The organism is Sphingomonas pruni NBRC 15498 (genome assembly GCF_001598455.1).
GTDB lineage: Bacteria > Pseudomonadota > Alphaproteobacteria > Sphingomonadales > Sphingomonadaceae > Sphingomonas > Sphingomonas pruni.
Map to the genome: position 1 here is coordinate 65581 of NZ_BCYZ01000007.1, position 22532 is coordinate 88112.

Annotated in this window: 24 protein-coding genes; 12 read left to right on the forward strand and 12 right to left on the reverse strand. The window is 64.0% G+C overall.

Annotated features, from left to right (window positions below):
* The first annotated feature begins 133 nt into the window (after positions 1-133).
* From SPR01S_RS03290 to SPR01S_RS03310, 5 genes are read left to right on the forward strand one after another with little or no spacing between them, the layout of a single operon-like run.
* Positions 134-622: a hypothetical protein gene (locus tag SPR01S_RS03290; RefSeq protein ID WP_066584871.1), complete on the forward strand. Its 489-nt coding sequence runs from the start codon at positions 134-136 to the stop codon at positions 620-622.
* A gap of 51 nt (positions 623-673) precedes the next feature.
* Positions 674-991 (forward strand): phage holin family protein, encoded by a 318-nt coding sequence (locus SPR01S_RS03295; protein ID WP_066584873.1) that lies wholly within the window; start codon positions 674-676, stop codon positions 989-991.
* Entirely contained in the window at positions 988-1275 is a 288-nt protein-coding gene (locus SPR01S_RS03300; protein WP_066584874.1) for a DUF3618 domain-containing protein, read from the forward strand. Before SPR01S_RS03295 ends, SPR01S_RS03300 begins: the two co-directional genes overlap by 4 nt.
* A gap of 32 nt (positions 1276-1307) precedes the next feature.
* The gene (locus tag SPR01S_RS03305; protein ID WP_157081899.1) at positions 1308-1775 is read left to right on the forward strand and encodes a hypothetical protein; all 468 of its coding nucleotides are present in this window, start codon (positions 1308-1310) and stop codon (positions 1773-1775) included.
* Positions 1776-1815: 40 nt separating this feature from the next.
* Positions 1816-2046: a DUF4170 domain-containing protein gene (locus tag SPR01S_RS03310; RefSeq protein ID WP_066584883.1), complete on the forward strand. Its 231-nt coding sequence runs from the start codon at positions 1816-1818 to the stop codon at positions 2044-2046.
* Positions 2047-2208: 162 nt separating this feature from the next.
* Here SPR01S_RS03310 and SPR01S_RS03315 read toward each other — a convergent pair whose 3' ends face one another.
* The 5 genes from SPR01S_RS03315 to carA form a co-directional block, all read right to left on the reverse strand.
* The gene (locus SPR01S_RS03315; protein ID WP_066584885.1) at positions 2209-2844 is read right to left on the reverse strand and encodes a rhomboid family intramembrane serine protease; all 636 of its coding nucleotides are present in this window, start codon (positions 2842-2844) and stop codon (positions 2209-2211) included.
* Positions 2845-2849: 5 nt separating this feature from the next.
* On the reverse strand, positions 2850-3326 hold the full coding sequence (greA, locus tag SPR01S_RS03320) for a transcription elongation factor GreA (protein WP_066584887.1): 477 nt from the start codon (positions 3324-3326) through the stop codon (positions 2850-2852).
* An 82-nt stretch (positions 3327-3408) separates the two neighbouring features.
* Positions 3409-6732, reverse strand: coding sequence for a carbamoyl-phosphate synthase large subunit (gene carB / locus SPR01S_RS03325; RefSeq protein WP_066584890.1), 3324 nt, complete (start codon positions 6730-6732; stop codon positions 3409-3411).
* Positions 6732-6980 (reverse strand): hypothetical protein, encoded by a 249-nt coding sequence (locus SPR01S_RS03330; protein WP_157081901.1) that lies wholly within the window; start codon positions 6978-6980, stop codon positions 6732-6734. Before SPR01S_RS03330 ends, carB begins: the two co-directional genes overlap by 1 nt.
* The gene (carA, locus tag SPR01S_RS03335) at positions 6977-8140 is read right to left on the reverse strand and encodes a glutamine-hydrolyzing carbamoyl-phosphate synthase small subunit (protein ID WP_066584897.1); all 1164 of its coding nucleotides are present in this window, start codon (positions 8138-8140) and stop codon (positions 6977-6979) included. The genes SPR01S_RS03330 and carA overlap by 4 nt, the downstream gene beginning before the upstream one ends.
* A 105-nt stretch (positions 8141-8245) precedes the next feature.
* Between carA and SPR01S_RS03340 the strand changes: the two genes are divergently transcribed.
* Positions 8246-8698 (forward strand): GatB/YqeY domain-containing protein, encoded by a 453-nt coding sequence (locus SPR01S_RS03340; protein WP_066584899.1) that lies wholly within the window; start codon positions 8246-8248, stop codon positions 8696-8698.
* A gap of 275 nt (positions 8699-8973) precedes the next feature.
* Here the strand turns inward: SPR01S_RS03340 and SPR01S_RS03345 are convergent, their stop codons facing one another.
* From SPR01S_RS03345 to SPR01S_RS03355, 3 genes are read right to left on the reverse strand one after another with little or no spacing between them, the layout of a single operon-like run.
* Positions 8974-9600, reverse strand: coding sequence for an ATP-dependent Clp protease proteolytic subunit (locus SPR01S_RS03345; RefSeq protein ID WP_066584902.1), 627 nt, complete (start codon positions 9598-9600; stop codon positions 8974-8976).
* Positions 9601-9644: 44 nt separating this feature from the next.
* The gene (locus tag SPR01S_RS03350; protein WP_066584905.1) at positions 9645-10004 is read right to left on the reverse strand and encodes an SRPBCC family protein; all 360 of its coding nucleotides are present in this window, start codon (positions 10002-10004) and stop codon (positions 9645-9647) included.
* Positions 10001-10333, reverse strand: coding sequence for an ArsR/SmtB family transcription factor (locus SPR01S_RS03355; protein WP_218016694.1), 333 nt, complete (start codon positions 10331-10333; stop codon positions 10001-10003). Before SPR01S_RS03355 ends, SPR01S_RS03350 begins: the two co-directional genes overlap by 4 nt.
* A gap of 89 nt (positions 10334-10422) precedes the next feature.
* Here SPR01S_RS03355 and dnaG point away from each other — a divergent pair, with 89 nt between their 5' ends.
* The gene (gene dnaG / locus SPR01S_RS03360; RefSeq protein WP_066584909.1) at positions 10423-12285 is read left to right on the forward strand and encodes a DNA primase; all 1863 of its coding nucleotides are present in this window, start codon (positions 10423-10425) and stop codon (positions 12283-12285) included.
* A gap of 34 nt (positions 12286-12319) precedes the next feature.
* Complete coding sequence (gene rpoD / locus SPR01S_RS03365) at positions 12320-14353, forward strand: RNA polymerase sigma factor RpoD (RefSeq protein WP_066584911.1); 2034 nt, start codon at positions 12320-12322, stop codon at positions 14351-14353.
* An 86-nt stretch (positions 14354-14439) separates the two neighbouring features.
* On the opposite strand, the gene SPR01S_RS03370 is transcribed toward rpoD, so the two are convergent.
* From SPR01S_RS03370 to SPR01S_RS03385, 4 genes are all read right to left on the reverse strand, one after another.
* On the reverse strand, positions 14440-15324 hold the full coding sequence (locus SPR01S_RS03370) for an AraC family transcriptional regulator (RefSeq protein ID WP_066584912.1): 885 nt from the start codon (positions 15322-15324) through the stop codon (positions 14440-14442).
* A gap of 124 nt (positions 15325-15448) precedes the next feature.
* The gene (locus SPR01S_RS03375; RefSeq protein ID WP_066584917.1) at positions 15449-16804 is read right to left on the reverse strand and encodes a DUF3443 family protein; all 1356 of its coding nucleotides are present in this window, start codon (positions 16802-16804) and stop codon (positions 15449-15451) included.
* A complete protein-coding gene (locus tag SPR01S_RS03380; protein WP_169803366.1) occupies positions 16801-17280 on the reverse strand; it encodes a DUF2844 domain-containing protein in 480 nt (159 codons plus the stop codon). Before SPR01S_RS03380 ends, SPR01S_RS03375 begins: the two co-directional genes overlap by 4 nt.
* A 142-nt stretch (positions 17281-17422) precedes the next feature.
* Positions 17423-19114, reverse strand: coding sequence for a M28 family peptidase (locus SPR01S_RS03385; protein ID WP_066584924.1), 1692 nt, complete (start codon positions 19112-19114; stop codon positions 17423-17425).
* A gap of 204 nt (positions 19115-19318) precedes the next feature.
* Here SPR01S_RS03385 and SPR01S_RS03390 point away from each other — a divergent pair, with 204 nt between their 5' ends.
* The 4 genes from SPR01S_RS03390 (at position 19319) to SPR01S_RS03405 (ending at position 22507) form a co-directional block, all read left to right on the forward strand.
* On the forward strand, positions 19319-19984 hold the full coding sequence (locus tag SPR01S_RS03390; RefSeq protein WP_066584927.1) for a DUF6975 family protein: 666 nt from the start codon (positions 19319-19321) through the stop codon (positions 19982-19984).
* Between the two features lie 98 nt (positions 19985-20082).
* Complete coding sequence (locus SPR01S_RS03395) at positions 20083-20940, forward strand: AAA family ATPase (RefSeq protein ID WP_066585027.1); 858 nt, start codon at positions 20083-20085, stop codon at positions 20938-20940.
* 71 nt (positions 20941-21011) lie between these two features.
* Complete coding sequence (locus tag SPR01S_RS03400) at positions 21012-21887, forward strand: DUF817 domain-containing protein (protein WP_439646721.1); 876 nt, start codon at positions 21012-21014, stop codon at positions 21885-21887.
* A gap of 50 nt (positions 21888-21937) precedes the next feature.
* Entirely contained in the window at positions 21938-22507 is a 570-nt protein-coding gene (locus tag SPR01S_RS03405; RefSeq protein WP_066584930.1) for a CHAP domain-containing protein, read from the forward strand.
* The last annotated feature ends 25 nt before the right edge of the window (positions 22508-22532 follow it).

Here is a 22532-nt window from a genome sequence, read left to right on the forward strand (position 1 = left end):
GCTCTAACGGCTTCGCGCGCGGGCGGCAAATCGCTTGTCTCGCAGGACGGAACCGGCAGGCGCCGCCTTGGTTGTCGATATGGAACACAGATTGTCGACCCCCGTCGACAGCGAACCAGTAAGGAAGAGTATCATGGCCGATACCGCATCGAACGAGACGCCGAACGGCACCGCGACTGGCTCCACCTCCGGTGGCACGACCAGCGAGAAGCCGAACGCGACCCAGGCGCTCAAGGACAATGTGATCAAGTTCGCCAATGACGCGGGCGAAAAGGCGAAAGGCTATGCCGAGGACGGCAAGAGCCGCGCCGGCACCGCGCTCGATGAATTGGCGAAGATGCTGCAGGACGCGGCCGGCACGGTCGATGAAAAGGTCGGCGAGCAATATGGCCAATATGCCCGATCCGCCGCCGACGCGGTCGCCAACTTCTCCGGCGCGCTCAAGGAAAAGCAGGTCGACGACATTATCGACGATGCCCGCGAATTCGTGAAGAAGAGCCCGGCGGTGGCGATCGGCACGGCGGCGGCGATCGGTTTCGTCCTGGCGCGGCTGGTCAAGGCAGGACTCGACGGTCAGGCCGACAAAGAGTCGGACAAGCCGTCGACCGACACCAAAGCCTGATCCGAGCCGCGCGTGGAGGGGGAGCCGCAGCCTGAGGAAAGCATCCCGTCGTTGGTCAGCCGACTGATCGACGATGGCGAGAATTTCGTCCGGGCGGAGATCAAACTCTATCGCGCGCGGCTTTTTGCTCGGTTGGATGAGGCCCGCAACGCGATCCTCCTGGCAATCGGCGCGCTGGTGCTGGCGCAAGCGGTATTGGTGGCGGCGCTGGTCGGGTTGCTGATGACCTTGAACTGGCTGGTCGGGCCCGGCTGGGCGACGTTGATCGTCGTCGGCGGCGGCGTGCTGGTTACCGTGATCATGGGCTGGGGCGCTTGGCTGCTGATCAAGAAGGCGACCGAGATCAAGGACAAGGACGACCGGCCGTGAGCCTGATCGACACCGAACTGGCCAAGGCGGAAAACAACTCAGTCGATGCGCGTCGTCAATTGGCCAAGACCGTCGTCGCGCTGCAATCGAGGCTCAAACCCAGTGCCCTCGCTCGCGACGCGGTGGAGGAGTTGAAAGAGGTCGGTGGCGAAATGGCGCGGTCGGGGATCGAGTCGGTGAAGCGCAATCCCCTGCCCACCGTCGGCATCGCCGCGCTGTTGACCGCATTTATCGCGCGCAAACCGCTCGCGCGGCTGCTCCGAAGGCAACCGACCGACGTATGAAGAGTTCGACCCCATATAAGAGGGACATGGATATGACCGAGACAGCAACCCCACAGAACGCAGAAACCAACCAGACCGGCCGCATGGAAAGCGCCCTGGCGACCGCCCGCGGTGCGACCAGCGACGCGCTGCATGAAACGCGCAAGGTGGCGGAACGCGCCGGCAAGGCGATCGAGTCCAATCCGCTGGCGGTGGTCGCCGGTGGCATTGCGATTGGGCTCGCGGCGGGTGCCCTGCTGCCCAAGACCAAGCGCGAGAGCGAGTTGCTCGGCCCGGTGGGCAAGCGCTTGACCGGCGTCGCGGCCGGCGCCGCCGAAGCCGCGCGCGATGCCGCCAAGGCGGAGCTCGGCTCGCTGCCGCTCAGCAAGGACGCCGCCAAGGCGCAGGTGTCGAAGCTGATCGATCAGGTCGCCAAGGCGGTATCGAGCGCCGGAGAAGCCGCGCTCAACAGCAGCCCTGTCGCGGCGACGGAGATCAAGCCGGCAAAGAAGTCCAAATAGGAGCTTCAATGCCGCGGTGCGCCTCGTTATGGGGTGGGGCATGAGCAAGCTCCACCTCGTATTCGGCGGCCGCGTCAAGGATCCGCGCACGCTCGATTTCGATCAGACGACCATCGAGGTCGTCGGTATCTATCCCGATTACGCTTCGGCCGAAAAGGCTTGGCGCGCCGCGGCACAGCGCACGGTCGACGATGCCGAGATGAAGTTCGTGGTGGTTCACCTCCATCGCTTGCTCGAGCCGGACCCCGAGTTGCAGAAGCCGCACGGCTGAAGGGCGACCGGCGAGGCCAATCCTCATCATCGTCATCCTGGCCTTGTGCCGGGATCCGCATAGACTCGCCGGCTGAACCACGCCTCTTGTCTGACGAGTGTCTCCCGGCAGACCCCGGCACAAGGCCGGGGTGACGATAGGGCATAACGGCTAAAGCAACCTTCAAGCCTTGCGATAGCGCCACAACAACAGCGGGCGGGCCAGGATCAGGCCGACGACGAACCCGCCGATATGCGCGCCGATCGCGACCGGCTGGCCCATCATCGTCGTGACCCCGATCAGCAGGTTGATGCCGGTCCAGGCCAAACCCAGCCATAAAGCATGGACCAAGCCGGCGGGCAGCGGCCCAACGCCTTGCGTGCGGCTCCCGCCGTAGAGCATCGCATAAGCCGCCACGAGCGCGGAGATCGCGCCGCTCGCGCCTATCATCGGCATGACCCCAGTCGGATCCTGCGCCCATTGTCCGGCCGCAGCGGCATAAGCCCCGATCACATAGAGCGCCGCAACGCTGACCGACCCGATCGCACGCTCGGCCTCGCGTCCGCAATAGACCAGCATCACCATGTTGAAGAAGAGATGGAGCCACCCGCCATGGAGCAAGGTGGCGCTGAGCGGAGTCAGCCAGACGGGCACGAGCCAGCCAGCATAATTGGCGATCGGCACGTCGGGCACGCGGCCGGGAATGAACCCGCCGGTCACTGCGGCGACATCGGGCGCGACGAACAGGATCGCGCAGACCGACACGACGACGGTCAGGATCGCGATCCCGTACGTCGCCGGCGCGTCGCGGAGATGCATCGGGGTTAGATGAACTCGATCTTGGAGACGACGTAATAGCGGTCGCCTGCCGGCACCGACACTTCGACCTCGTCATCGACCTTGCGACCGATCAACGCACGGCCGAGCGGCGAGTTGTACGAGATACGGCCGCTCTTGGCGTCCGCCTCGGTCTGACCGACAATCTGGTATTTGACCGGCTTGTCGTCGTCGTCGAGCAAGGTCACCGTCGCGCCGAACACGACCTTGTCGCCCGACAATTCCTTCGGGTCGATGATCTGCGCGCGGCTGAGCTTGTCCTCGATGTCGGCGATTGACGCCTCGATCTGGCCCTGACGCTCCTTGGCGGCGTGATATTCGGCGTTTTCCGACAAATCGCCGTGCGCGCGGGCCTCCTCGATCGCATCGACGATCTGGGGCCGCTCGTCTTTGAGACGGCGCAGATCCGCAGTGAGCTTTTCATAGCCCTCTTGCAGCATCGGCATCTTCTCAACAGTCGCCATAACCCCTGGTCCCTCGTTCCAAATATTCATCCCCAAGCGGCCCGTTCCCGAACCGCCCGCACCTGTTTCTCTTGTGAGGGGATCAATTGTGCGAGTGCGAATGATAGGATTGCAACGGCCGAACTTCAAGGGACCGTGTTGCAAGCGCGACGATCGCCTTTGCCGCTTCGACCGATGCCGATGCCGTGGTGAAGTGTGGAATCTTCTGCGCGACCGCTGCTTGGCGGATCGGCTGCGAGTCCTTCAGCGACTGCCAGCCCTCGGTCGTGTTGAAGATCATGTCGATCCCGCCGTCCTTGATCCGGTCGACGATGTGCGGGCGGCCCTGCGCCACCTTGTTGACGCGTTCGACCAGCACGCCGTGCTCGCTGAGATAATCCGCGGTGCCGCCGGTCGCGACGACGGTGAAGCCGAAGTCGGCGAGCGCGCGGGCGCCCGGCAGGATCACCGGCTTGTCGCTGTCCTTGACGCTGATGAACACCGTACCGCTCTCGGGCAGGATGGTTCCCGCGCCGAGCTCGGCCTTGCCGAACGCCGCGGTGAAATCCTGATCGATTCCCATGACTTCGCCGGTCGATTTCATTTCCGGTGACAGGACGGGATCGATCCCCTGGAAGCGGTTGAACGGGAACACCGCTTCCTTGACCGCAAAATAGCCGATGTCGCGATCGATCTTCGGCAGATTTGCCAGTTTCTCGCCCGCCATCACGCGGCTTGCGATCTTGGCGATCGGCGATCCGATCGCCTTGGCGACGAACGGCACCGTGCGACTGGCGCGCGGATTGACCTCGATCAGATAGACCTTGCCGTCCTTGACCGCGAACTGGATGTTCATCAGGCCGACGACGTTGAGCGCGCGCGCCAGCAAGTCGGTCTGGCGCTCGATCTCGGCGATGATGGCGTCGGGCAGGCTGTAGGGCGGGATCGAGCAGGCGCTGTCGCCCGAATGGACTCCCGCTTCCTCGATATGCTGGAGCACGCCCGCGACCACGACGTCGGTGCCGTCGCCGATCGCGTCGACATCGACCTCGATCGCGTCGCGCAGATATTGGTCGATCAGCACCGGCGAGTCGCCCGACACCTGCACCGCCGTCTGGATATAATCGTCGAGCTGCTGAGTGCCGTCGACGATCTCCATCGCGCGACCGCCCAGCACATAACTCGGACGCATGAGGACGGGGTAACCGATGCGTTCCGCCACCGCGACAGCCTCGTCACGGCTGCGTGCGATGCCGTTGGCGGGCTGGTGCAGCTTGAGCTTGTTGACCAGGGCGGCAAAGCGCTCGCGATCCTCGGCCAGGTCGATCGCGTCGGGGCTGGTGCCGAGGATCGGAATGCCGGCCTTTTCCAATGCGCGCGCCAGGTTGAGCGGGGTTTGCCCGCCGAACTGGACGATCACACCGACCAGTTCGCCCGCCTGCTGCTCGGTATAGAGGATCTCGAGCACATCCTCGGCGGTCAGCGGCTCGAAATAGAGCCGGTCCGACGTGTCGTAATCGGTCGACACCGTCTCAGGATTGCAATTGATCATGATCGTCTCGAACCCGGCGTGAGCCAGCGCGAAACAGGCGTGACAGCAGCAATAGTCGAACTCGATCCCCTGCCCGATCCGGTTCGGACCGCCGCCCAGAATGACGATCTTGCGCCGCGTCGACGGCTGGCTCTCATCCTCGGGCGCGCCGAAGCTGGGCGCCTCATAGGTCGAGTACATGTAAGGCGTCTTGGCGTCGAACTCGGCGGCGCAGGTGTCGATGCGCTTGAACACCGGGCGTACGCCGAGCTTGTGCCGCAGCGCGCGGACCTCGTCCTCGTTGACCCCGCCGGCCATCGCCTTGACCGCTTCGTGGATCAGCCCGCTGCGCGCCGGGAAACGATCACGCAGACCGACCGACTGCACGGCGAGATAGGCCAGACGCTTGTCGCTGAAACCCATCGACTTGAGGCGACGCATGCCGGGTGCGTCCTGCGGCAGGCCGTTGGCGATCACTTCGTTTTCGGCGGCGATGATCTCGGCAATGCGTTCGAGGAACCACGGATCGTATTTGGCGATCGCATGGACTTCGGCGACGGTGAAACCTTCGCGCAGCGCTTGCGCCGCGACCAGCAGCCGGTCGGGAGTCGCCACGGCCAACGCCGCTTCGATCTCGTCACGCGGCGCGCCGACCAGCCGGTCGACCGTGTTGAACCCCGACAGCCCCGTCTCCAGCCCGCGCAGCGCCTTCTGCATCGATTCATGGATGTTGCGACCGATCGCCATCACCTCGCCGACCGACTTCATCGCGGTCGAGAGCACCGCCTCGGCCCCCTTGAACTTCTCGAACGCGAAGCGCGGGATCTTGGTGACGACATAATCGATCGTCGGCTCGAAGCTCGCGGGCGTGGCACCGGTAATGTCGTTGGTGATCTCGTCGAGCGTGTAGCCGACCGCCAGCTTGGCCGCGACCTTGGCGATCGGGAAGCCGGTCGCCTTCGACGCCAGCGCCGATGAGCGCGACACGCGCGGGTTCATCTCGATGACGACGAGGCGGCCGTCCTTCGGATTGACTGCGAACTGAACGTTCGAACCACCTGTTTCCACGCCGATTTCACGCAGCGTCGCAATCGACGCGTTGCGCATGATCTGATATTCCTTGTCGGTCAGCGTCAGCGCGGGCGCGACGGTGATCGAGTCGCCGGTATGGACGCCCATCGGATCGACATTCTCGATCGAGCAGACGATGATGGCATTGTCCTTGCGGTCGCGAACGACCTCCATCTCATATTCTTTCCAGCCGAGCAGCGATTCCTCGATCAGCACCTCGGTGGTCGGGCTGGCGTCGAGCCCCTTGCGGACGATGTCGATGAACTCGTCCTTGTTATAGGCAACACCGCCGCCGGTCCCGCCCAGCGTGAAGCTCGGGCGGATGATCGCCGGCAGGCCGACTTTCTCCAGTCCTTCCAGCGCCTCGGCTTCCGAATGCGCGATCGCCGATCGCGCGCTTTCGAGGCCGATCTTGGTCATCGCATCCTTGAATTTCAGGCGGTCCTCGGCCTTGTCGATCGCTTCGGCATCGGCACCGATCATGATCACGCCGAATTTCTCGAGCGTGCCGTCCTGCGCGAGCGCCAAAGCGGTGTTGAGCGCGGTCTGCCCGCCCATCGTCGGCAGCACCGCGTCGGGGCGCTCCTTCTCGATGATCTTGGCGACGACGCCGGGGGTGATCGGCTCGATATAGGTCGCGTCGGCCAGCTCGGGATCGGTCATGATCGTCGCCGGGTTCGAATTGACCAGGACGATGCGATAGCCCTCTTCCTTGAGCGCCTTGATCGCTTGCGTGCCCGAATAATCGAACTCGCACGCCTGGCCGATGACGATCGGCCCGGCGCCGATGACGAGGATCGAGGAAATGTCAGTGCGTTTGGGCATTATCGGGTTACCAGCAAACCTTGTTTATGCAGATCATTGTAAATGCAGTCTTCCTTGCGAGCGTGATCCGGCACGGTGTCCGGAACATATGCCGCCCAGGCATCGCCTGCTTTGGTCGGCTTCAGATCTTCGACCCCACATCGCTTCGCGGCGTCGATGATCTGCTTTTCGTCGGCCCAATTATACTCGCTCCCCCAAAAACAGCCTGATAGGAGCAGCATTCCCACCACGGCGGGAATGCGTTTCACTTCAGCCCGTCCACAAACCGCTCGAACAGATAGAAACTGTCCTGCGGGCCGGGGCTCGCCTCCGGGTGGTATTGCACGCTGAACGCGGGGCGGTCGGTCAGCTCCAGCCCGGCATTCGAGCCGTCGAACAGCGACACGTGCGTCTCGCGGGCATTGGCCGGCAGGCTGTCGCGTTCGACCGCGAAGCCGTGGTTCATGCTGGTGATCTCGACCCGGCCATCGCTGAGGCGCTTGACCGGATGGTTGGCGCCGCGATGGCCCTGGAACATCTTGGTCGTTGACGCGCCGACCGCCAGCCCGAGCAATTGGTGGCCAAGGCAGATGCCGAACAGCGGGATGTTGGTTTCGAGCAGCTGCTGGATCACCGGCACGGCATATTCGCCGGTCGCGGCGGGATCGCCCGGGCCGTTCGACAGGAAGATGCCGTCGGGCTTCAGCGCCATGACCTGATCGAAGGTCGCGGTCGCGGGAACCACGCTGACCTTGGCGCCGGCCTTGACCAAATTGCGGAAGATGTTGCGCTTGGAGCCGTAGTCGATGGCGACGACGTGGGGGCGGTCATCCTCGCGCCCTTCAGCACCATAGCCGAAGCCTAGCCGCCAGACGCCGCCTTCCCAGCCGTAATCCATCTCGGTGGTGACCGCGATCGCCAGGTCCATGCCTTCGAGCCCCGGCCAGGCGCGCGCCATGTCGAGCAACAGCGGCACATCGAACTTGCCGTCGGCGGCGTGCGCGATGATACCGTTGGGGGCGCCGCCGGTGCGAATCCGCTTGGTCAGCGCGCGCGTGTCGATGCCCGCCAGGCCGACCCGCGCATGGCGCTTCATCCAGTCGTCGAGCCGCTCGACCGAGCGGAAGTTGCTGGGCGCGGTCACGTCCTCGCGCACGATCATGCCGAGCGCATGCGGCATGTCGGCCTCCACGTCGTCGGGATTGGCGCCGACATTGCCGATATGCGGGAAGGTGAAGGTGATGATCTGACCGGCGAAGCTCGGATCGGTCATGATCTCTTGATAGCCGGTCATCGCGGTGTGGAAGCAGACCTCACCAACGGCTTGACCCTCGGCCCCGAATCCCCTGCCCCATAACACGTCGCCCGATGCTAGAACGAGGCATCCGGTCGCCCCAGCGGGCACGTCGAAAGGCTTGGCGTCGGCCATTGCGGGCGGGCACTCCGATTGGTTTGGGCAGCGATGTCGCTAAGACCCGGCAGCTAGACCCCTACCCCCCTCGCGTCAACCGGCTGCCGTCGCTATGTGGGCCTGATGATAAGAGATGACATCAAGAACGCGCTGATCACCGCCATGAAAGGCGGAGACAAGCAGGGAACCGCCGCGATCCGCCTGATCCAGAGCGCGATCAAGAACCGCGACATCGAGGAGCGCACCAAATCTCAGCCGACCGAGGACGATGTGCTGGTCACCGAAGTGCTGCAGAAAATGGTCAAGCAGCGCCGCGAATCGATCGAGATGTACGTGAAGGGCGGCCGCCAGGAGCTTGCCGATGTCGAGCAAGGCGAGATCGATGTGATCGAGCGGTTCTTGCCGGCGCAGATGAGCGAGGCGGAGACCAGCGCGGCGATCGAGGCGATCAAGGCCGAGCTGGGTGCCAGCGGCATGAAGGACATGGGCCGCGTGATGGCGGAACTGAAGGCCCGGCATGCGCAGAATCTCGATATGTCCAAGGCGAGCGGACTGGTGAAGGCGGCGTTGAGCTAGCAATCAATCTGGAAGGCAGATCGCGAACGATTCCCTGGCTCGTCATCCCCGCGGAATCCCTGCCGTCACCCCAGCGAAAGCTGGGGTCTCTGGCGGTGACTCGATGCGGCTTGAGATCCCAGCTTTCGCTGGGATGACGAGTTTTGGAAATGAATCGCTTTAAGAACAGGGCTTATTGGGGTTACTCGACCTAACCATCCCGAGCCCTTTTTCCGGAAAGTGGCGGAGTGACCCTAACCGAGTCTTCACGCCGGACCGCACGCAGGCCTCGCACTTCAGCCGCTTCCATCGCCCCCCATCGTACCAACCTCCCGCTCCGTCAGGATGCGGTCGATCAGTCCCCATTGCATCGCTTCCTCCGCGGTCATGAAGCGGTCGCGATCCATCGCGCGCTCGAACTCCTCAACGGTCCGCCCGCAATGCTCGGCATAGAGCCGGATCATGCGCCGCTTGGTGCGAAGGATTTCCTCGGCGTGGATCAGCATGTCCGACGCCTGCCCCTGGAAGCCGCCCGACGGCTGGTGGATGAGGATGCTGGCGTTGGGCAAGGCCGCGCGTTCGCCGGCTGCGCCCGCCATCAGCAGGAACGAGCCCATCGATCGCGCCGTCCCCATGCAGAGCGTGTGAACCGGTGCGCGGATATATTGCATGGTGTCGTACATCGCGAGGCCGCTGGTCACGACGCCGCCAGGCGAATTGACGTAAAGCTGGATCGGTTTGCGGGGATTTTCGGCCTCCAGGAACAGCAATTGGGCACAGACCAGCGCGGCCACGGCGTCGTTCACTTCTCCATTCAGGAAGATGATTCGCTCGCGCAGCAGGCGCGAATAGATATCGAAAGAGCGTTCGCCCCGGCTGGATTGCTCGATAACCATGGGGACGAGTTGCATCGCTTCGCGCATCGGCGAACTCCTATGTGCTGAAATTTCTGCGGTGATTCGCGGCGTCAGGCGGCGAGCATCATCCACGGGCCGTTATTGTTCGCCGCCCGCACCGTCCGCGGAACCAACCGCTTGTCTGTCAGGCCGTGAACCACTCTCAGGATCGCGCCGCCGTCCGCGCCGGGCCTGACCTGGAAGGTAACCACGCTTTCGAGGAACGGCGGTTCGCTGTCGCGAATCGCGTAGCGGATCTCCTCGCCCGGTGCCGAAAAGACCGGATCGGCATCGGCCAGATCCCCCGCAGGTAGCCATTTGTCGCGAAAGCCAGGGACGCTGATCGCGCGCCAGACCTTTTCCGGCGGGGCATCGAGCTCATATTCGAACACCAGATCCGCAGCCTGCTTTTCGGTCTCGGTATCGCTCATGGCTCCATGTCCTTCAGCAAGATCTTCAACGCATCGATCCGCGCGGGCCAGTAAGCGCGGTACTTGGTCAACCATGTGGCGATGAGCGCCAGCCCCTCCGGGTCGACCTCGTAGTTCACGAAACGCCCCTGCCGCTCTTCGCGGACGAGCCGTGCGGAGCGCAGCACGGCGAGGTGCTGCGACATTGCCGGCTGGCTGATCTTCATGCCGTCCCGCAAGGCGCTGGCATTCATGCTCCCGCTCGCCAGTTTCTCGAAGATCGCGCGGCGGGTCGGGTCGGCCAGAGCCTTGAACAGCTCATTCTCCATCATGCCAACAGATAAGCGCATACTTATCTGATTCGCAATGCCGAAATGGAGATTTCGCTGCGGTTGCCAAACCCCGCGGCCATGCGGCAATAGCGTGATATAATGCGCGGGTGAGTCTCACCCCCGCCTTTCTCGACGAACTCCGCGCACGGACCTTGCTGTCCGCGCTGATCGGCAAGACGGTCAAGCTGACCAAGGCGGGTCGCGAGTATAAGGGCTGCTGTCCGTTCCATAACGAGAAGACGCCGAGCTTTTACGTCAACGACGACAAGAGCTTCTATCACTGCTTCGGCTGCTCGGCACATGGCGACGCGATCCGCTGGATGACCGATCAGCAGGGTCTGCCGTTCATCGACGCGGTCAAGGAGCTCGCCCAGGCCGCCGGGATGGAAATGCCCGCGCAGGACCGCCAGTCGGTCGAACGCGCCGAGCGGGCCAAGGGCCTGCATGATCTGATGGCCGATGCCGCACAATTCTTCACCGATCAGCTGAACGGTATCGCCGGCGCCGAAGCGCGCGCGCTGCTGGAGCGGCGCGGCATCAAGGCGGAGACCGCGCGCACCTTCGGCATGGGGTATTCGCCGGATTCGCGCGGCAAGCTGCGCGAGGCGCTCAAAAGCTACGGCGATCCCGCGCTGATCGAAGCGGGCATGCTGATCAAGGTCGACGACAAGGATCCGTACGACCGCTTCCGCGGACGGCTGATGATCCCGATCCGCGACGCGCGCGGGCGCGTGATCGCGTTCGGCGGGCGCGTGATCGACGCCAAAGGAAATAGGGGGGGCGAGCCCAAATATCTCAACTCCCCCGACACGCCGCTCTTCGACAAGGGCCGTACGCTCTACAATCTCGATCGCGCGGCCCCCGCCAGCCGTAAATCCGGCCGCGTCATCGTGGTCGAAGGCTATATGGACGTGATCGCGCTCGCCCAGGCCGGGTTCGGCGAAGCGGTGGCGCCGCTCGGCACTGCCTTGACTGAGCATCAGCTCGAGCGGCTGTGGCGGTTGTCGGACGTGCCGATCCTGTGTTTCGACGGCGATGCGGCGGGACAGAAAGCCGCGATCCGCGCGGCATTGCGCGCGCTGCCCGGTCTCGCGCCGGGACGCAGCCTGCGTTTCGTGACCTTGCCCGAGGGACAGGATCCCGACGATCTTGTCCGCGCCCGCGGTCCTTCCGCGTTCGACGCATTGCTCGAAAAGCCTGAATCGCTGGTCGATCGGTTATGGGCGCACGAATACGCCGCCGAGCCGCTCGACACACCCGAGCAACGCGCGGGGCTCAAGCGCCGGTTGATGACCCATGCCGAGGCGATCGCCGATCCCGACGTGCGCCACGAATATCAGGCCGAATTCCGCCGCCGCATCGACGATCTATTCGCGCGCCCGCAGCGCGATTTCACGCCGCGCCAATTCACCCCGCGCCGGCCGGGCACCAAATGGGTGCCTCCCCTGCCGCCGGCTACGTCCCAGGCCAAGGCGGTGCGCGCCGCCGGGATCGACCGGCTACTCGCCAAGGCGGTACTTGCCGGACTGATCCGCCATCCTGCGGAAATCGCACGGCATATGGAAGTACTCGGTAGCCTCAAACTGGCCGACGGCGCGCTGGGGCGATTGTTCGAGGCCGTGGTCGATCTGGCGCTCGAGGACCGGGCGCTTGATAGCCAGCGCCTGATCACCATATTGGGCTCATCAGGACTTGGTCAGATAACAACCGATCTGCTGAGAGCCGATGCCACACCCTATTCCTTTACCCAGGATGGTGCAGAGCCCGAGCGGGCCAGCGCCGACCTGGACGAGGCGATAGCGATCATGGTGGCGCGGCCCGAAGTCGATGCGGCGCTGGCGCAGGCGACATCCGAACTGGAAATGTCCGCGTCGGATGAAGCTTTCCAACGGCAAATGGAACTGTTGCGCGAGCAACGAGCTTTGGAACTGCGGCTTGCAAATCTGATACAAGCGAACAATGACGCGTAAAATTACGCACAGCGCGTAAAACCGAGGGCAATTGATGGTGAAGACGACTATGGCGGAAGCGGCAGAACCGGCTGAGACGGGCGACGCTCCGCTGATCGATCTCAACGATGCGGATATCAAGAAGCTGGTCGCTCGCGCCAAGAAGCGCGGGTACATCACCGTCGATCAGCTCAACGAGATGCTGCCGCAGGACCAGATGTCGTCCGAGCAGATCGAGGACGTGATGTCCGCGCTCAACGAAATGGGCGTCAACGTCGTCGAGAATGAGGAAGGCGGCGAGGACGGCGAGGATCAGAAGGAAGAGGACGAGGATATCGACCCGGTCGATTCGTCCGAGGAAAACGCCCCCGCGCTCGAAACCAAGAAGAAGGAAACGATCGACCGCACCGACGATCCGGTGCGCATGTATTTGCGTGAGATGGGCGCGGTCGAATTGCTCAGCCGCGAAGGCGAAATCGCCATCGCCAAGCGGATCGAGGCCGGCCGCGACACGATGATTCTGGGCCTGTGCGAATCGCCGATCACCTTCAACGCGATCATCGACTGGTCGACCGCGCTCAACGAAGGCACGATGCAGTTGCGCGAGATCCTCGATCTCGACGCGATGCTGTCCAAGGGTCCGTCGGCCGAGCAGGTCGAGGGCGCCGAGGACGACGATTCGGGCGAGATCAGCGAGAAGACCGCCGGCACCAGCTTCAAGGAAGAGGAAGAGGTCGAGGAGGTCCAGTCGGCCGACGAGGACGAGGACGACATGACCGAGCGTCGTGCGCCACGCATCTCGGACGACGAGGAAGAGGACAACACGCTCAGCCTCGCGCAGATGGAAGAGCAGCTCAAGCCGATGGCGCTCGAGCGGTTCGCCAACATCACGTCGATCTACAAGAAATTCTCCAAGATGCAGGGGCAGCGCCTCGACGCGATGGGCGCCGGTGGCGAATTGTCTGCGGCGGAAGAGCGCAAATATCAGAAGCTGCGCGAAGATCTGACCGCCGAGGTCGAGAGCGTGCAGTTCCACCAGGCGAAGATCGAATATCTCGTCGACCAGCTGTACAGCTTCAACCGGCGCCTGACCGCGCTGGGCGGGCAGATGCTGCGCCTGGCCGAGCGTCACAAAGTAAGCCGCGCCGACTTCCTCAACCGCTATCAGGGTCACGAGCTCGACGATTCGTGGCTGGCGACGGTCGGCGGCCTCGACAAGAAGTGGACCGCTTTCGCCGCCAACGAGGCCGGATCGGTCGACCGTATCCGCGGTGAGATCAGCGAGATCTCGCAACAGACCGGCATGGCGCTCCCCGAATTCCGCCGCATCGTCAACATGGTGCAGAAGGGCGAGCGCGAGGCGCGCATTGCCAAGAAGGAGATGGTCGAGGCTAACTTGCGCCTCGTGATCTCGATCGCCAAGAAATACACCAATCGCGGTCTGCAGTTCCTGGACCTCATCCAGGAAGGCAATATCGGCCTGATGAAGGCGGTCGATAAGTTCGAATATCGCCGCGGTTACAAATTCTCGACCTATGCGACCTGGTGGATTCGTCAGGCGATCACGCGTTCGATCGCCGATCAGGCGCGGACCATCCGCATCCCGGTCCATATGATCGAGACGATCAACAAGTTGGTGCGGACCAGCCGCCAGTTCCTGCACGAGCAAGGCCGCGAGCCCACGCCCGAGGAAATGGCCGAGCGCCTGTCGATGCCGCTCGAAAAGGTCCGTAAGGTGATGAAGATCGCCAAGGAGCCGATCTCCCTCGAAACGCCGATCGGCGACGAGGAGGATTCGCACCTGGGCGATTTCATCGAGGACAAGAATGCGGTGATCCCGGTCGACGCCGCGATCCAGGCCAACCTGAAGGAAACGGTGACCCGCGTGCTGGCATCGCTCACCCCGCGCGAGGAACGCGTGCTGCGCATGCGCTTCGGCATCGGGATGAACACCGACCACACGCTGGAGGAAGTCGGCCAGCAGTTCTCGGTCACCCGCGAGCGTATCCGCCAGATCGAGGCGAAGGCGCTGAGGAAGCTCAAGCATCCGAGCCGGTCGCGGAAGATGCGCAGCTTCCTCGACCAGTAATCTCAATCGCCGAACGAAAAGAGGCCGCGACGGGAAACCGCCGCGGCCTTTTTTTCCCCTCTCCAGCTCGCGGGAAAGGGCTCTACCTATTTCAACGGCAGGAACAGTTCCGCGACCGCGTCATGGACCGGCGCATCCGGGGGAAAGGCAAGATATCGCCGACAATAGATCGGGAAATCGCGCACTTCCTCGCCGCTCGCCGGTAGCCAGTCACGATAGAGAAAGAGCGCGGCGGGCTCCAAATTGTTGGTGGCGCCAACCACGCGGAGCACCGCGCAGCGTCCGCCGGGGATGACGCCGGCTGTCATCCCCTCTTCGTTCGGCGCGATCGGCTGGTCGGTTCCGACGCACAGGTCCATGGCATAATCGGCCGCGACCGCGGGCGTTCGCTCGGATCGGAAGACGTTGATCGTCGGGCTGGTCGCGGGCGACAGACCGGCGGCCTTGCGCCAGGCGATGAACCGCTGGATCGTATTGCCCAGCGTCGCCCGGTCGCCCCGATGCTCCATGATCGCCACCGGCATCGGCGGCACGTCGCGGATCGTCACGGCGTCATGGGTAAAGGTATTCTGCATCAGCTTGCTCCTCGCAATGTCGAGAGGCCCGAAGGCCGCAAGCCACGGCTCCCAATCGGGAGATTTCCGGAACGATGACGGCGACTGCCCGAACCGTTGCCGAAAGGCGCGGGCAAAGGCATCGGGCGGGTCGTAACCGGCGTCCATCGCGATGTCCGTGACGCTGTCCGCGCCGCACTGAGCGAGCTGATGCGACGCCCGCTTCATCCGGGCGAGTTGGACATAGCGGTGCAGGGACAGTTCGAACGTCGCCATGAACTGCCGGTGGAAATGGAATTTCGAAAAAGCCGCGACGCGGCTCACAGTTTCCAGATCGAGATCGCCGTCGAGATGCTGGTCGATATAGTCCAGCACCCGCTGCATCCGGTCCTGATAGTTTCGAAGCGCCGCCTTCATCGTACTCCTCCGTGGCGGCGCCAGTTAGTCGGTCATGGCGACGGCTTGCTCGACCGATCTTGCGGTTTGGATGGATCGATCGCCGAGGCGCAACGAGCCCACATTGTCGCGATCGCGCCCGCTTTCAGAATGCCACGTATGGTCCACCAACGCCCCCGGCCGGTCGGCCCTCGATCGCAGTGAACACCGTCCGACCAAAGAAGAACGGAACACCGAAGTCGAAGCTGTTGGCGAACGGCAATGGCGGTTTGACGAGCGTAGGGTTGACGCCGAGCCCGGGCGCGACGGTCGATGATCCGGAGACGTTCAGCGGGCTGTACAGCTCGAACGCCCCACTGGCCGTCACGCCATTGGTCGCCGTCAGCAAAGGCGAAAGCGGCGTCGCCATCGGCGGGCAATAAAAGGCGATCAAGCTGGCATCGGTGCAGGGATTGAGGCTGGTATCGATGAAATAATAGTCGTTGCTGCCGCTATCGAGGAAGCTCTGCGTCAACTGCTTGCCGTTATAGGTCGCGGCGAGCGTCCCCGGCCCCAGCCTGCTCGTCGAGGTGGTCAACGGCAGTACATTGGCAGCGCTCAAGCTGTTATCGGCTTGCGTGCCGATGCCGAACGTGACGGTGCCGGTCAGCGATGTCGCCCCGGACTGCGCGACCGCCGGCAGCGAGACGATCGTTCCGTTATTGTCGGTAGCGAAGGCCGCGACCGGATTGGGCAATTGCTGGAACGGCGCGGTGACGTTGGCGGCGCGGGCGATGATGCTGCTGCAGCCGCTGCTCGGGCAATCATAATAGATCGCACCCGACGAGCCGCCATTGACCGTGCAATAACTGCCGCAATCGGTGGTCGTCGTACCGACGCCGATAATCCCGTTGGCGCCGAAATCCTGCACCGTCGTGATAGCGGTGCCGCCGCCTGAGGAGCAGCCGGATGGTATGCTGGCGAAGGTACCGCCGTCTCCGATCGCCTGGAAAGGCATGTTGGCGACCTTCTCCCCCGCGATCGAGAAGTCTGCCGTACGCACCGACCCGAACGCATAGGAATTCACGTACTGATAGCATTCGCCGACCGGATTGCTCGATGCGTCGGTCTCGGTCGGCAGCGCCGCGAGCAGGCCGGCGTTGAGCACGGGCTTGATAATACGCAGGCCGACCGAGCCGGTATCAAGGATGACATGGTCGATCGTCTGGCAATTGATGGTCGAACCCGGCGCGCAGATTGTGACCGACACATAAGGCTCGTTGAACGCTGTATAGGCCCCGGCGCCGGTATTGAGCGCGGCCGGGCCCGCATCGAGCGTGACCATCGCCGTGTTTGCCGTCGGAGTCGGTGTTGGCGCAGGGGTCGGCGTTGGCGTCGGCGAGGGGGTTGGAGTCGGCGCCGGCGCCACGGCGATCGGGCCCGAGGATCCGGTCCCGCCGCCGCCACACGCGGCGAGCGCCAATGCGATCATCATCCCGCCGAGATGCTTGCAGACCTTCATGGTTGCTCCGCAAGATCGCCGGGCGAAAATCCGACGGGCGCCAGCGAAGGGATGAACGCCACCCCGTGGAACCACCCCATATGGCCGCCGGCCTGGATCTGGAGGTCGGGCTGCGCGACTTGCGGCGGCCGGCGCAGCGAGTGCATCTGTCGCGCTGTCGCTATGCTATTTGCCTGAAACGTCGAGAAATAGGATCCGAGCAGCGTCTTGAGGTCGGGCTTACCCGGCCCCGACCAAGTTACCGCGAAAACCACTCCCGCGGCGTTTGTGAACTCCCGTACCGAACCACCGTTTGGGCGCATGAGCTCGTGGCGCGTGTAGCGACCCATCGCGACCGAGTTCATGCTGACCGCAATTCGCCCGCGATCGACGGCTACGCTGGAAACCGAGCCCCCGAGCTTGGCCGACGCGGCGGTGGAGAAACACAGGCAGCATGCCGCGAGGCCAAGTGCACCAGCGCGATGGATCAGAGACACGGGCGAGCAACCCTCCAAACGCTACGCGGTTTCGAACTCGCCGCGACGGATCGGCAGCCTATTCCTCGACGGAGGCAAGTCAACGCCTGTTCGGAAGGCGGCGATCGGCGACGCCACGCGAACGTCTTCCGCCTCTGCCTGCCTATTTCTTCGTGTCGCTGTACACCGCGACGCTCGGCGCGACGGGATCTAGCAGGACCCAGAGGGCAATACCCGTGGCAACGGCCAGCAATGCCGCTACCACCATCAGTGCCCGTCGCGGTTCGGGCATCAGCGGCAAGAGCAAAACCGCGCTGATCGCCAGCGGAATCGCGGCCGCCATCGGCATGCCGGGACCGACCGCCTGCATCAGGAAAAAGCCGAGCCCCATCATATAGCCGACGCCCAGCATCGCGGCGACGATGGTCGTGGCAATGCCAACGCCCCTCCCCGCAAAGCGATCGATCGCCAGCGCCGCGCCGCCGAGCATCACCGGCACAACGAACGGATAGGAGGCGGTTGGCGCCACTGCCTGCATGATTGCGCCCAGCACCAGCAACGGGACCGCGGCACCGGCAATGCTGCCCACGCGCGACGGCAGCCAATGGCGGATCATCAGAAAGGCGGCGAGGCAGACGAGAAGCGCCTGAACCTGAAGCCGGGGAATCGCCGCGAGCCGATCGTAATAATTGACCTTGCCCCACGCGCCCGAAATCCCGTTGACGATGTAGAGCCCTGCCATCGCGACAAGGATCAGCGCGAGCAGCATGGCCGCTCCCTTCGCAACCTCTCCGACCGTCGCCCGCCGCCACGCCGCAGCGCCGTAACCGACCGCGCCGATCGCCAGGAACACCCAGCCCAGCGCCGCCGGATAGCTGATGAAGACCAGCCCGTAAGCGTCGAAAAAGGTGCGATCGGCCGCCCTGCCCGGCAGCGCCGGCGCGTCAGCCAGCGCAAGCGTCAAATCGAGCGTCTGACGCCCCATGTCCTGTAACGCGCCCTGGTCGAGCGCATCGGGAGTCGCCAACGGCGAATGGTAGAGCCCCGAGCGGCCGATGAACGCGAAATTGAATCCGGGATAGCCACTTTGCTTGGCCACCGTCAGGTCGGTGGAATTGGGCAGCTTCTTGTAGATGAACACGCTGAGGGAGGTGGAGACCGGCCGGCGCACGGCCCGGCCGAACAGGTCCATCATCGCGCCATTGTCGCTGCCGGTCTCGAACATCGTCGCCCGCCCGCCACCGCCGCGCGTCTCCAGATTGACGATCACGCCGACATGTCCGCGGCGAGGGTCACCAGCGAAGAATGATTTGGCGCCCTCCAGCCCCAGTTCCTCGCCATCGGTGAACAGGACCATCACATCTCGCCGTGGTTGGCCGCCTGCCCTGATCGCGCGGATCGTCTCGAGCACCGATGCCACGCCCGCGCCGTCATCGGCCGCGGCGGGCGATCCCCAGACGCTGTCGTGATGCGCCATCAGCAGGACGGCCGGTTGTGCGCGATCGTGCCCGGGCAGGATCGCGACGATATTGGTGAGCGGCGGCGCCGGCTCGACCGCCCCGCGCCAACCATCGAGGCGTTTTTTGGCCGGTGGGCTCATCGTGCCGGTAGCCGTGGCGACTTCCATCTCCATGCTTTTGAGACGGGAGATCAGATAATCGCGCACCTGCGCGTCCCCGGCGCTGCCGGTCGGGTGCGGCGCGCGGCCGATCACGCGGACGTCCGCCATCGCCCGAGTCGCCGAGAAAGCCGTGGCGGGAGCATCGGCCGCCGCCGGACCCGGCGGCGTCGTCGCCACGATCGCCAGGATTACCGCACCGGCCAGCGCGATCAGCGCTCCCCACCATCTCGTCATGGTGTTCCTCCCCCCGTCTCACGCCAGTTGCTACAGGCGATAGGCGGGACCGGCAAGGACGCGCGCCCAGAAGGCGCTGCGGCGAAACGCCCGATTTATGTGTCGGTTGCGACATACTTAAGTCCGCATAAACCGCGTCTTTACGTGGTTCGGTATATCCCTTTGTCCCAGAGTGCGCGGAGTCACATTGGACATTGGGGAACCATGTCAGTCGAAACACTATCATTTGATCGCCGCGGTGGCGGATGGAGCGTGCTCGCCACGCTCGCCGACGCCGATGGCAGCGCACGCCACCCGTTCATCCGCGCCATGTGCGCTCCGGGTGCTCCGACGCGCGACCTCGCTGATGCGATCCACCTGCTGTGCGCCTTGCACGGGCGCCATCCGGGCGTGATCGATCATGCGGTCGGCCATGGGCACAGCCAGACGGCCCAGCCGTGGCTGGAAGCCGCGTCCGAAGCGTTCGCCGACGAACGCGCCTTGCTCGCACGTCTGACCGCCGCGGCGGGACCGATCCCCTCCACCCCCGGCCAGGCCGAATCGGAAGCCGCCGTCAATGCGCAACGCCACGCGCTGGACATGCTGGCACAGTCCGATCGCGTCGGGTGCGCGGTCGGCGCCTCGATTGCCTTGGTCCTCGACTGGCACGCGGTGCGCGCGCTGATGGGAGCCGCCGCCGATCGCGCCGGCTTCGCCCCGCTGCCGTCGAACCTGCCGATCGATGCGGAGACGCAGACGATCGCGGTGACATTGGCGGCCGAGGCGCCGGTCGAGCGCGCGATGAGCTTTGGCGCGCAACAGCTGCTCGCCCAGCATCGCGCGCTGTGGGACCTGGCCGAAGCGCGCAAGAGCGCCCGCGACCGCAGCTGAGGGTGCCGCAATAGGGGTCGTGAGTCCCCAAGCTTGCGTTTCCGAGCACACCCGCCTTAAGCAAACCCGAGTTTCGAAAAATTTCGGGGACAGCAATGATTCGCTTCGAAGGCACCCAGAGCTATGTCGCGACCGAGGACCTGAAGGTCGCGGTCAACGCCGCGGTGACTCTGCGCCGTCCATTGCTGGTCAAGGGCGAGCCGGGCACCGGCAAGACGGTGCTCGCCTATGAGATCGCCAAGGCGGTCAACGCGCCGTTGATCGAGTGGAACGTCAAGTCGACGACCAAGGCGCAGCAGGGCCTGTATGAGTATGACGCGGTCGCCCGGCTGCGCGACGGCCAGCTCGGTGACGAGCGCGTCCACGACATTTCGAACTACATCCGCAAGGGCAAATTGTGGGAGGCGTTCACCGCGCCCCAGGTCCCCGTGCTGCTGATCGACGAGATCGACAAGGCTGATATCGAATTCCCCAACGACCTGCTCCAGGAACTCGATCGCATGGAATTCCATGTCTACGAGACCAAGGAGACGGTGCGCGCAGCCGAGCGTCCAATCGTCGTCATCACCTCGAACAACGAGAAGGAACTGCCCGACGCATTCCTGCGCCGGTGCTTTTTCCACTATATCAAATTCCCCGACCGCGACACGATGCAGGCGATCGTCGACGTCCACTTCCCCGGCATCCAGAAGATCCTGGTGTCGAAGGCGATGGACATTTTCTACGACGTTCGCGACGTGCCCGGCCTCAAGAAGAAGCCATCGACCAGCGAATTGCTCGACTGGCTGAAGCTGCTGCTACATGAGGACATGCCGCTCGACGTGCTGCAGAATCGCGACCCGACCAAAGCGATCCCGCCGCTCCACGGCGCACTGCTCAAGAACGAGCAGGACGTAATGCTGTTCGAACGGCTGGCCTTCATGGCCAAGCGCCAGCAAGGCGGCGGTCCGCGCTGATTTCTCGCGCGTAGCCGCCAAGCCAGCCGGGACATCTTGACGGCCGGCGGCAAATCGCGCCGATACGACTGGTGATCGAGCCTCCCCAACTGCGCGGTGCCACCCGTTTCGCCCGCGTTCGTGCTCGGCTCGAGGCGGCGCAGCCGACCAGCGGGTGGAAGTCGTGGGTCTACGAATTCCTGCTGTTCGGGTTCAAGCAAGGCTGGGCCTGCCTGTTCGGTGCGCTGATGCTTGCGCTGCTGCTCGGCGCGCACCTTTTCTATCCCGATGACGCGCCGCTCGCTCGCAACGATTTCGTGACGCTGGCGGCGATCGCGATTCAAATCGGCATGCTCGCCTTCCGGCTGGAGAATTGGGAAGAGGCACGGGTGATCCTGGCGTTCCACGTCACCGGAACGATCATGGAGCAGTTCAAAACCCAGGCTGGCTCGTGGAATTATCCGGCGGGCGGCGTGCTCCATATCGGGCTGGTCCCGTTATACTCGGGATTCATGTACGCCGCGGTGGGCAGCTATATTGCACGCATCTGGCGCATCTTCGGAATCCATTTCGATCACTGGCCATCGAGGCGCGCGCTGATCGCGCTCGCCGTCGCGATCTATATCAATTTCTTCTCCCACCACTGGCTTCCTGACATCCGCTGGCTGCTGTTCGCAGTGATCGTGTTGATGTTCTGGCGCTCGCGCTTCTATTTCACGCCGTTCCGCCGCGAACGCTGGATGCCAGTGCTGCTCGGTTTCTTCCTGGTCGCCCTGTTCATCTGGTTCGCCGAGAACATCAGCACCTTCGCCCATGCCTGGTCGTATCCCAATCAGCGCCATGGTTGGGCGATGGTCAGTCCGGCCAAGCTCGGCTCCTGGTATCTGCTGATGATCATCTCGGTCGTGATGGTGTCGCTGATCCATCATAACGCAGACGAAACAAATATACGGTCACCGGCGGATTAACCCCGTCCGCCAACCATCCGGTCAGGCAACCGTCCCTATGGCGGTCCGGCATGAGGAGATACCCCCCCCATCTCCGCGTGCCGGCGGCTGCTCTTGCCCTGTTGGCGGGCGTAGCCGCCCCAGCGCGCGCCGGAACATTGCTCGACTATGTCGGGCAGTGCGTGCCGTTCGCACGAGCGGCATCCGGCATCCAGATCTACGGCGATGCCTGGACCTGGTGGGGTCAAGCCGAGGGTCGATATCGCCGCGGCCAGACCCCGCGCGCTGGCGCGGTGGTTGTCTTTCGTAAGACGGCGCGGCTGCCGCTAGGCCACGTCGCGGTGATCAGCCGCGTGGTCGACAACCGGGTGGCGATGGTCACCCACGCCAATTGGTCGCGGATGAATGGCGAGCGCGGCCATGCCGAACAGGACGTCACGCTGACCGACGTCAGCCCCGACAACGACTGGAGCGAAGTGCGCGTATGGTATCGCGATGCCGAGGGGTTGGGATCGACCAGCTTTCCGCTCTACGGTTTCATCTATCCCGTCTTGACCGACGGTGAGAAAGTGAAAGCGGCGCCGGAATTGACCGGCCGCGATCCCGATTATGTCGGTGCGCTGATCGACGCCTATCGCTGAAACCTGGTCGTCGCCGCTGGGCTAT

Excerpts from the sequence above, each read along its gene's own strand:
- SPR01S_RS03345 (WP_066584902.1), bottom strand. The coding sequence starts at position 9,600 with ATGCGCGAAGCGATGCAACTCGTCCCCATGGTTATCGAGCAATCCAGC.
- carA (WP_066584897.1), bottom strand. The coding sequence starts at position 8,140 with ATGGCCGACGCCAAGCCTTTCGACGTGCCCGCTGGGGCGACCGGATGC.
- greA (WP_066584887.1), bottom strand. The coding sequence starts at position 3,326 with ATGGCGACTGTTGAGAAGATGCCGATGCTGCAAGAGGGCTATGAAAAG.
- SPR01S_RS03405 (WP_066584930.1), top strand. The coding sequence starts at position 21,938 with ATGAGGAGATACCCCCCCCATCTCCGCGTGCCGGCGGCTGCTCTTGCC.
- SPR01S_RS03385 (WP_066584924.1), bottom strand. The coding sequence starts at position 19,114 with ATGACGAGATGGTGGGGAGCGCTGATCGCGCTGGCCGGTGCGGTAATC.
- SPR01S_RS03305 (WP_157081899.1), top strand. The coding sequence starts at position 1,308 with ATGACCGAGACAGCAACCCCACAGAACGCAGAAACCAACCAGACCGGC.
- rpoD (WP_066584911.1), top strand. The coding sequence starts at position 12,320 with ATGGTGAAGACGACTATGGCGGAAGCGGCAGAACCGGCTGAGACGGGC.
- SPR01S_RS03310 (WP_066584883.1), top strand. The coding sequence starts at position 1,816 with ATGAGCAAGCTCCACCTCGTATTCGGCGGCCGCGTCAAGGATCCGCGC.
- SPR01S_RS03355 (WP_218016694.1), bottom strand. The coding sequence starts at position 10,333 with ATGCGCTTATCTGTTGGCATGATGGAGAATGAGCTGTTCAAGGCTCTG.
- SPR01S_RS03390 (WP_066584927.1), top strand. The coding sequence starts at position 19,319 with ATGTCAGTCGAAACACTATCATTTGATCGCCGCGGTGGCGGATGGAGC.
- SPR01S_RS03340 (WP_066584899.1), top strand. The coding sequence starts at position 8,246 with ATGATAAGAGATGACATCAAGAACGCGCTGATCACCGCCATGAAAGGC.
- SPR01S_RS03350 (WP_066584905.1), bottom strand. The coding sequence starts at position 10,004 with ATGAGCGATACCGAGACCGAAAAGCAGGCTGCGGATCTGGTGTTCGAA.
- SPR01S_RS03290 (WP_066584871.1), top strand. The coding sequence starts at position 134 with ATGGCCGATACCGCATCGAACGAGACGCCGAACGGCACCGCGACTGGC.
- SPR01S_RS03375 (WP_066584917.1), bottom strand. The coding sequence starts at position 16,804 with ATGAAGGTCTGCAAGCATCTCGGCGGGATGATGATCGCATTGGCGCTC.
- SPR01S_RS03370 (WP_066584912.1), bottom strand. The coding sequence starts at position 15,324 with ATGAAGGCGGCGCTTCGAAACTATCAGGACCGGATGCAGCGGGTGCTG.
- SPR01S_RS03315 (WP_066584885.1), bottom strand. The coding sequence starts at position 2,844 with ATGCATCTCCGCGACGCGCCGGCGACGTACGGGATCGCGATCCTGACC.
- carB (WP_066584890.1), bottom strand. The coding sequence starts at position 6,732 with ATGCCCAAACGCACTGACATTTCCTCGATCCTCGTCATCGGCGCCGGG.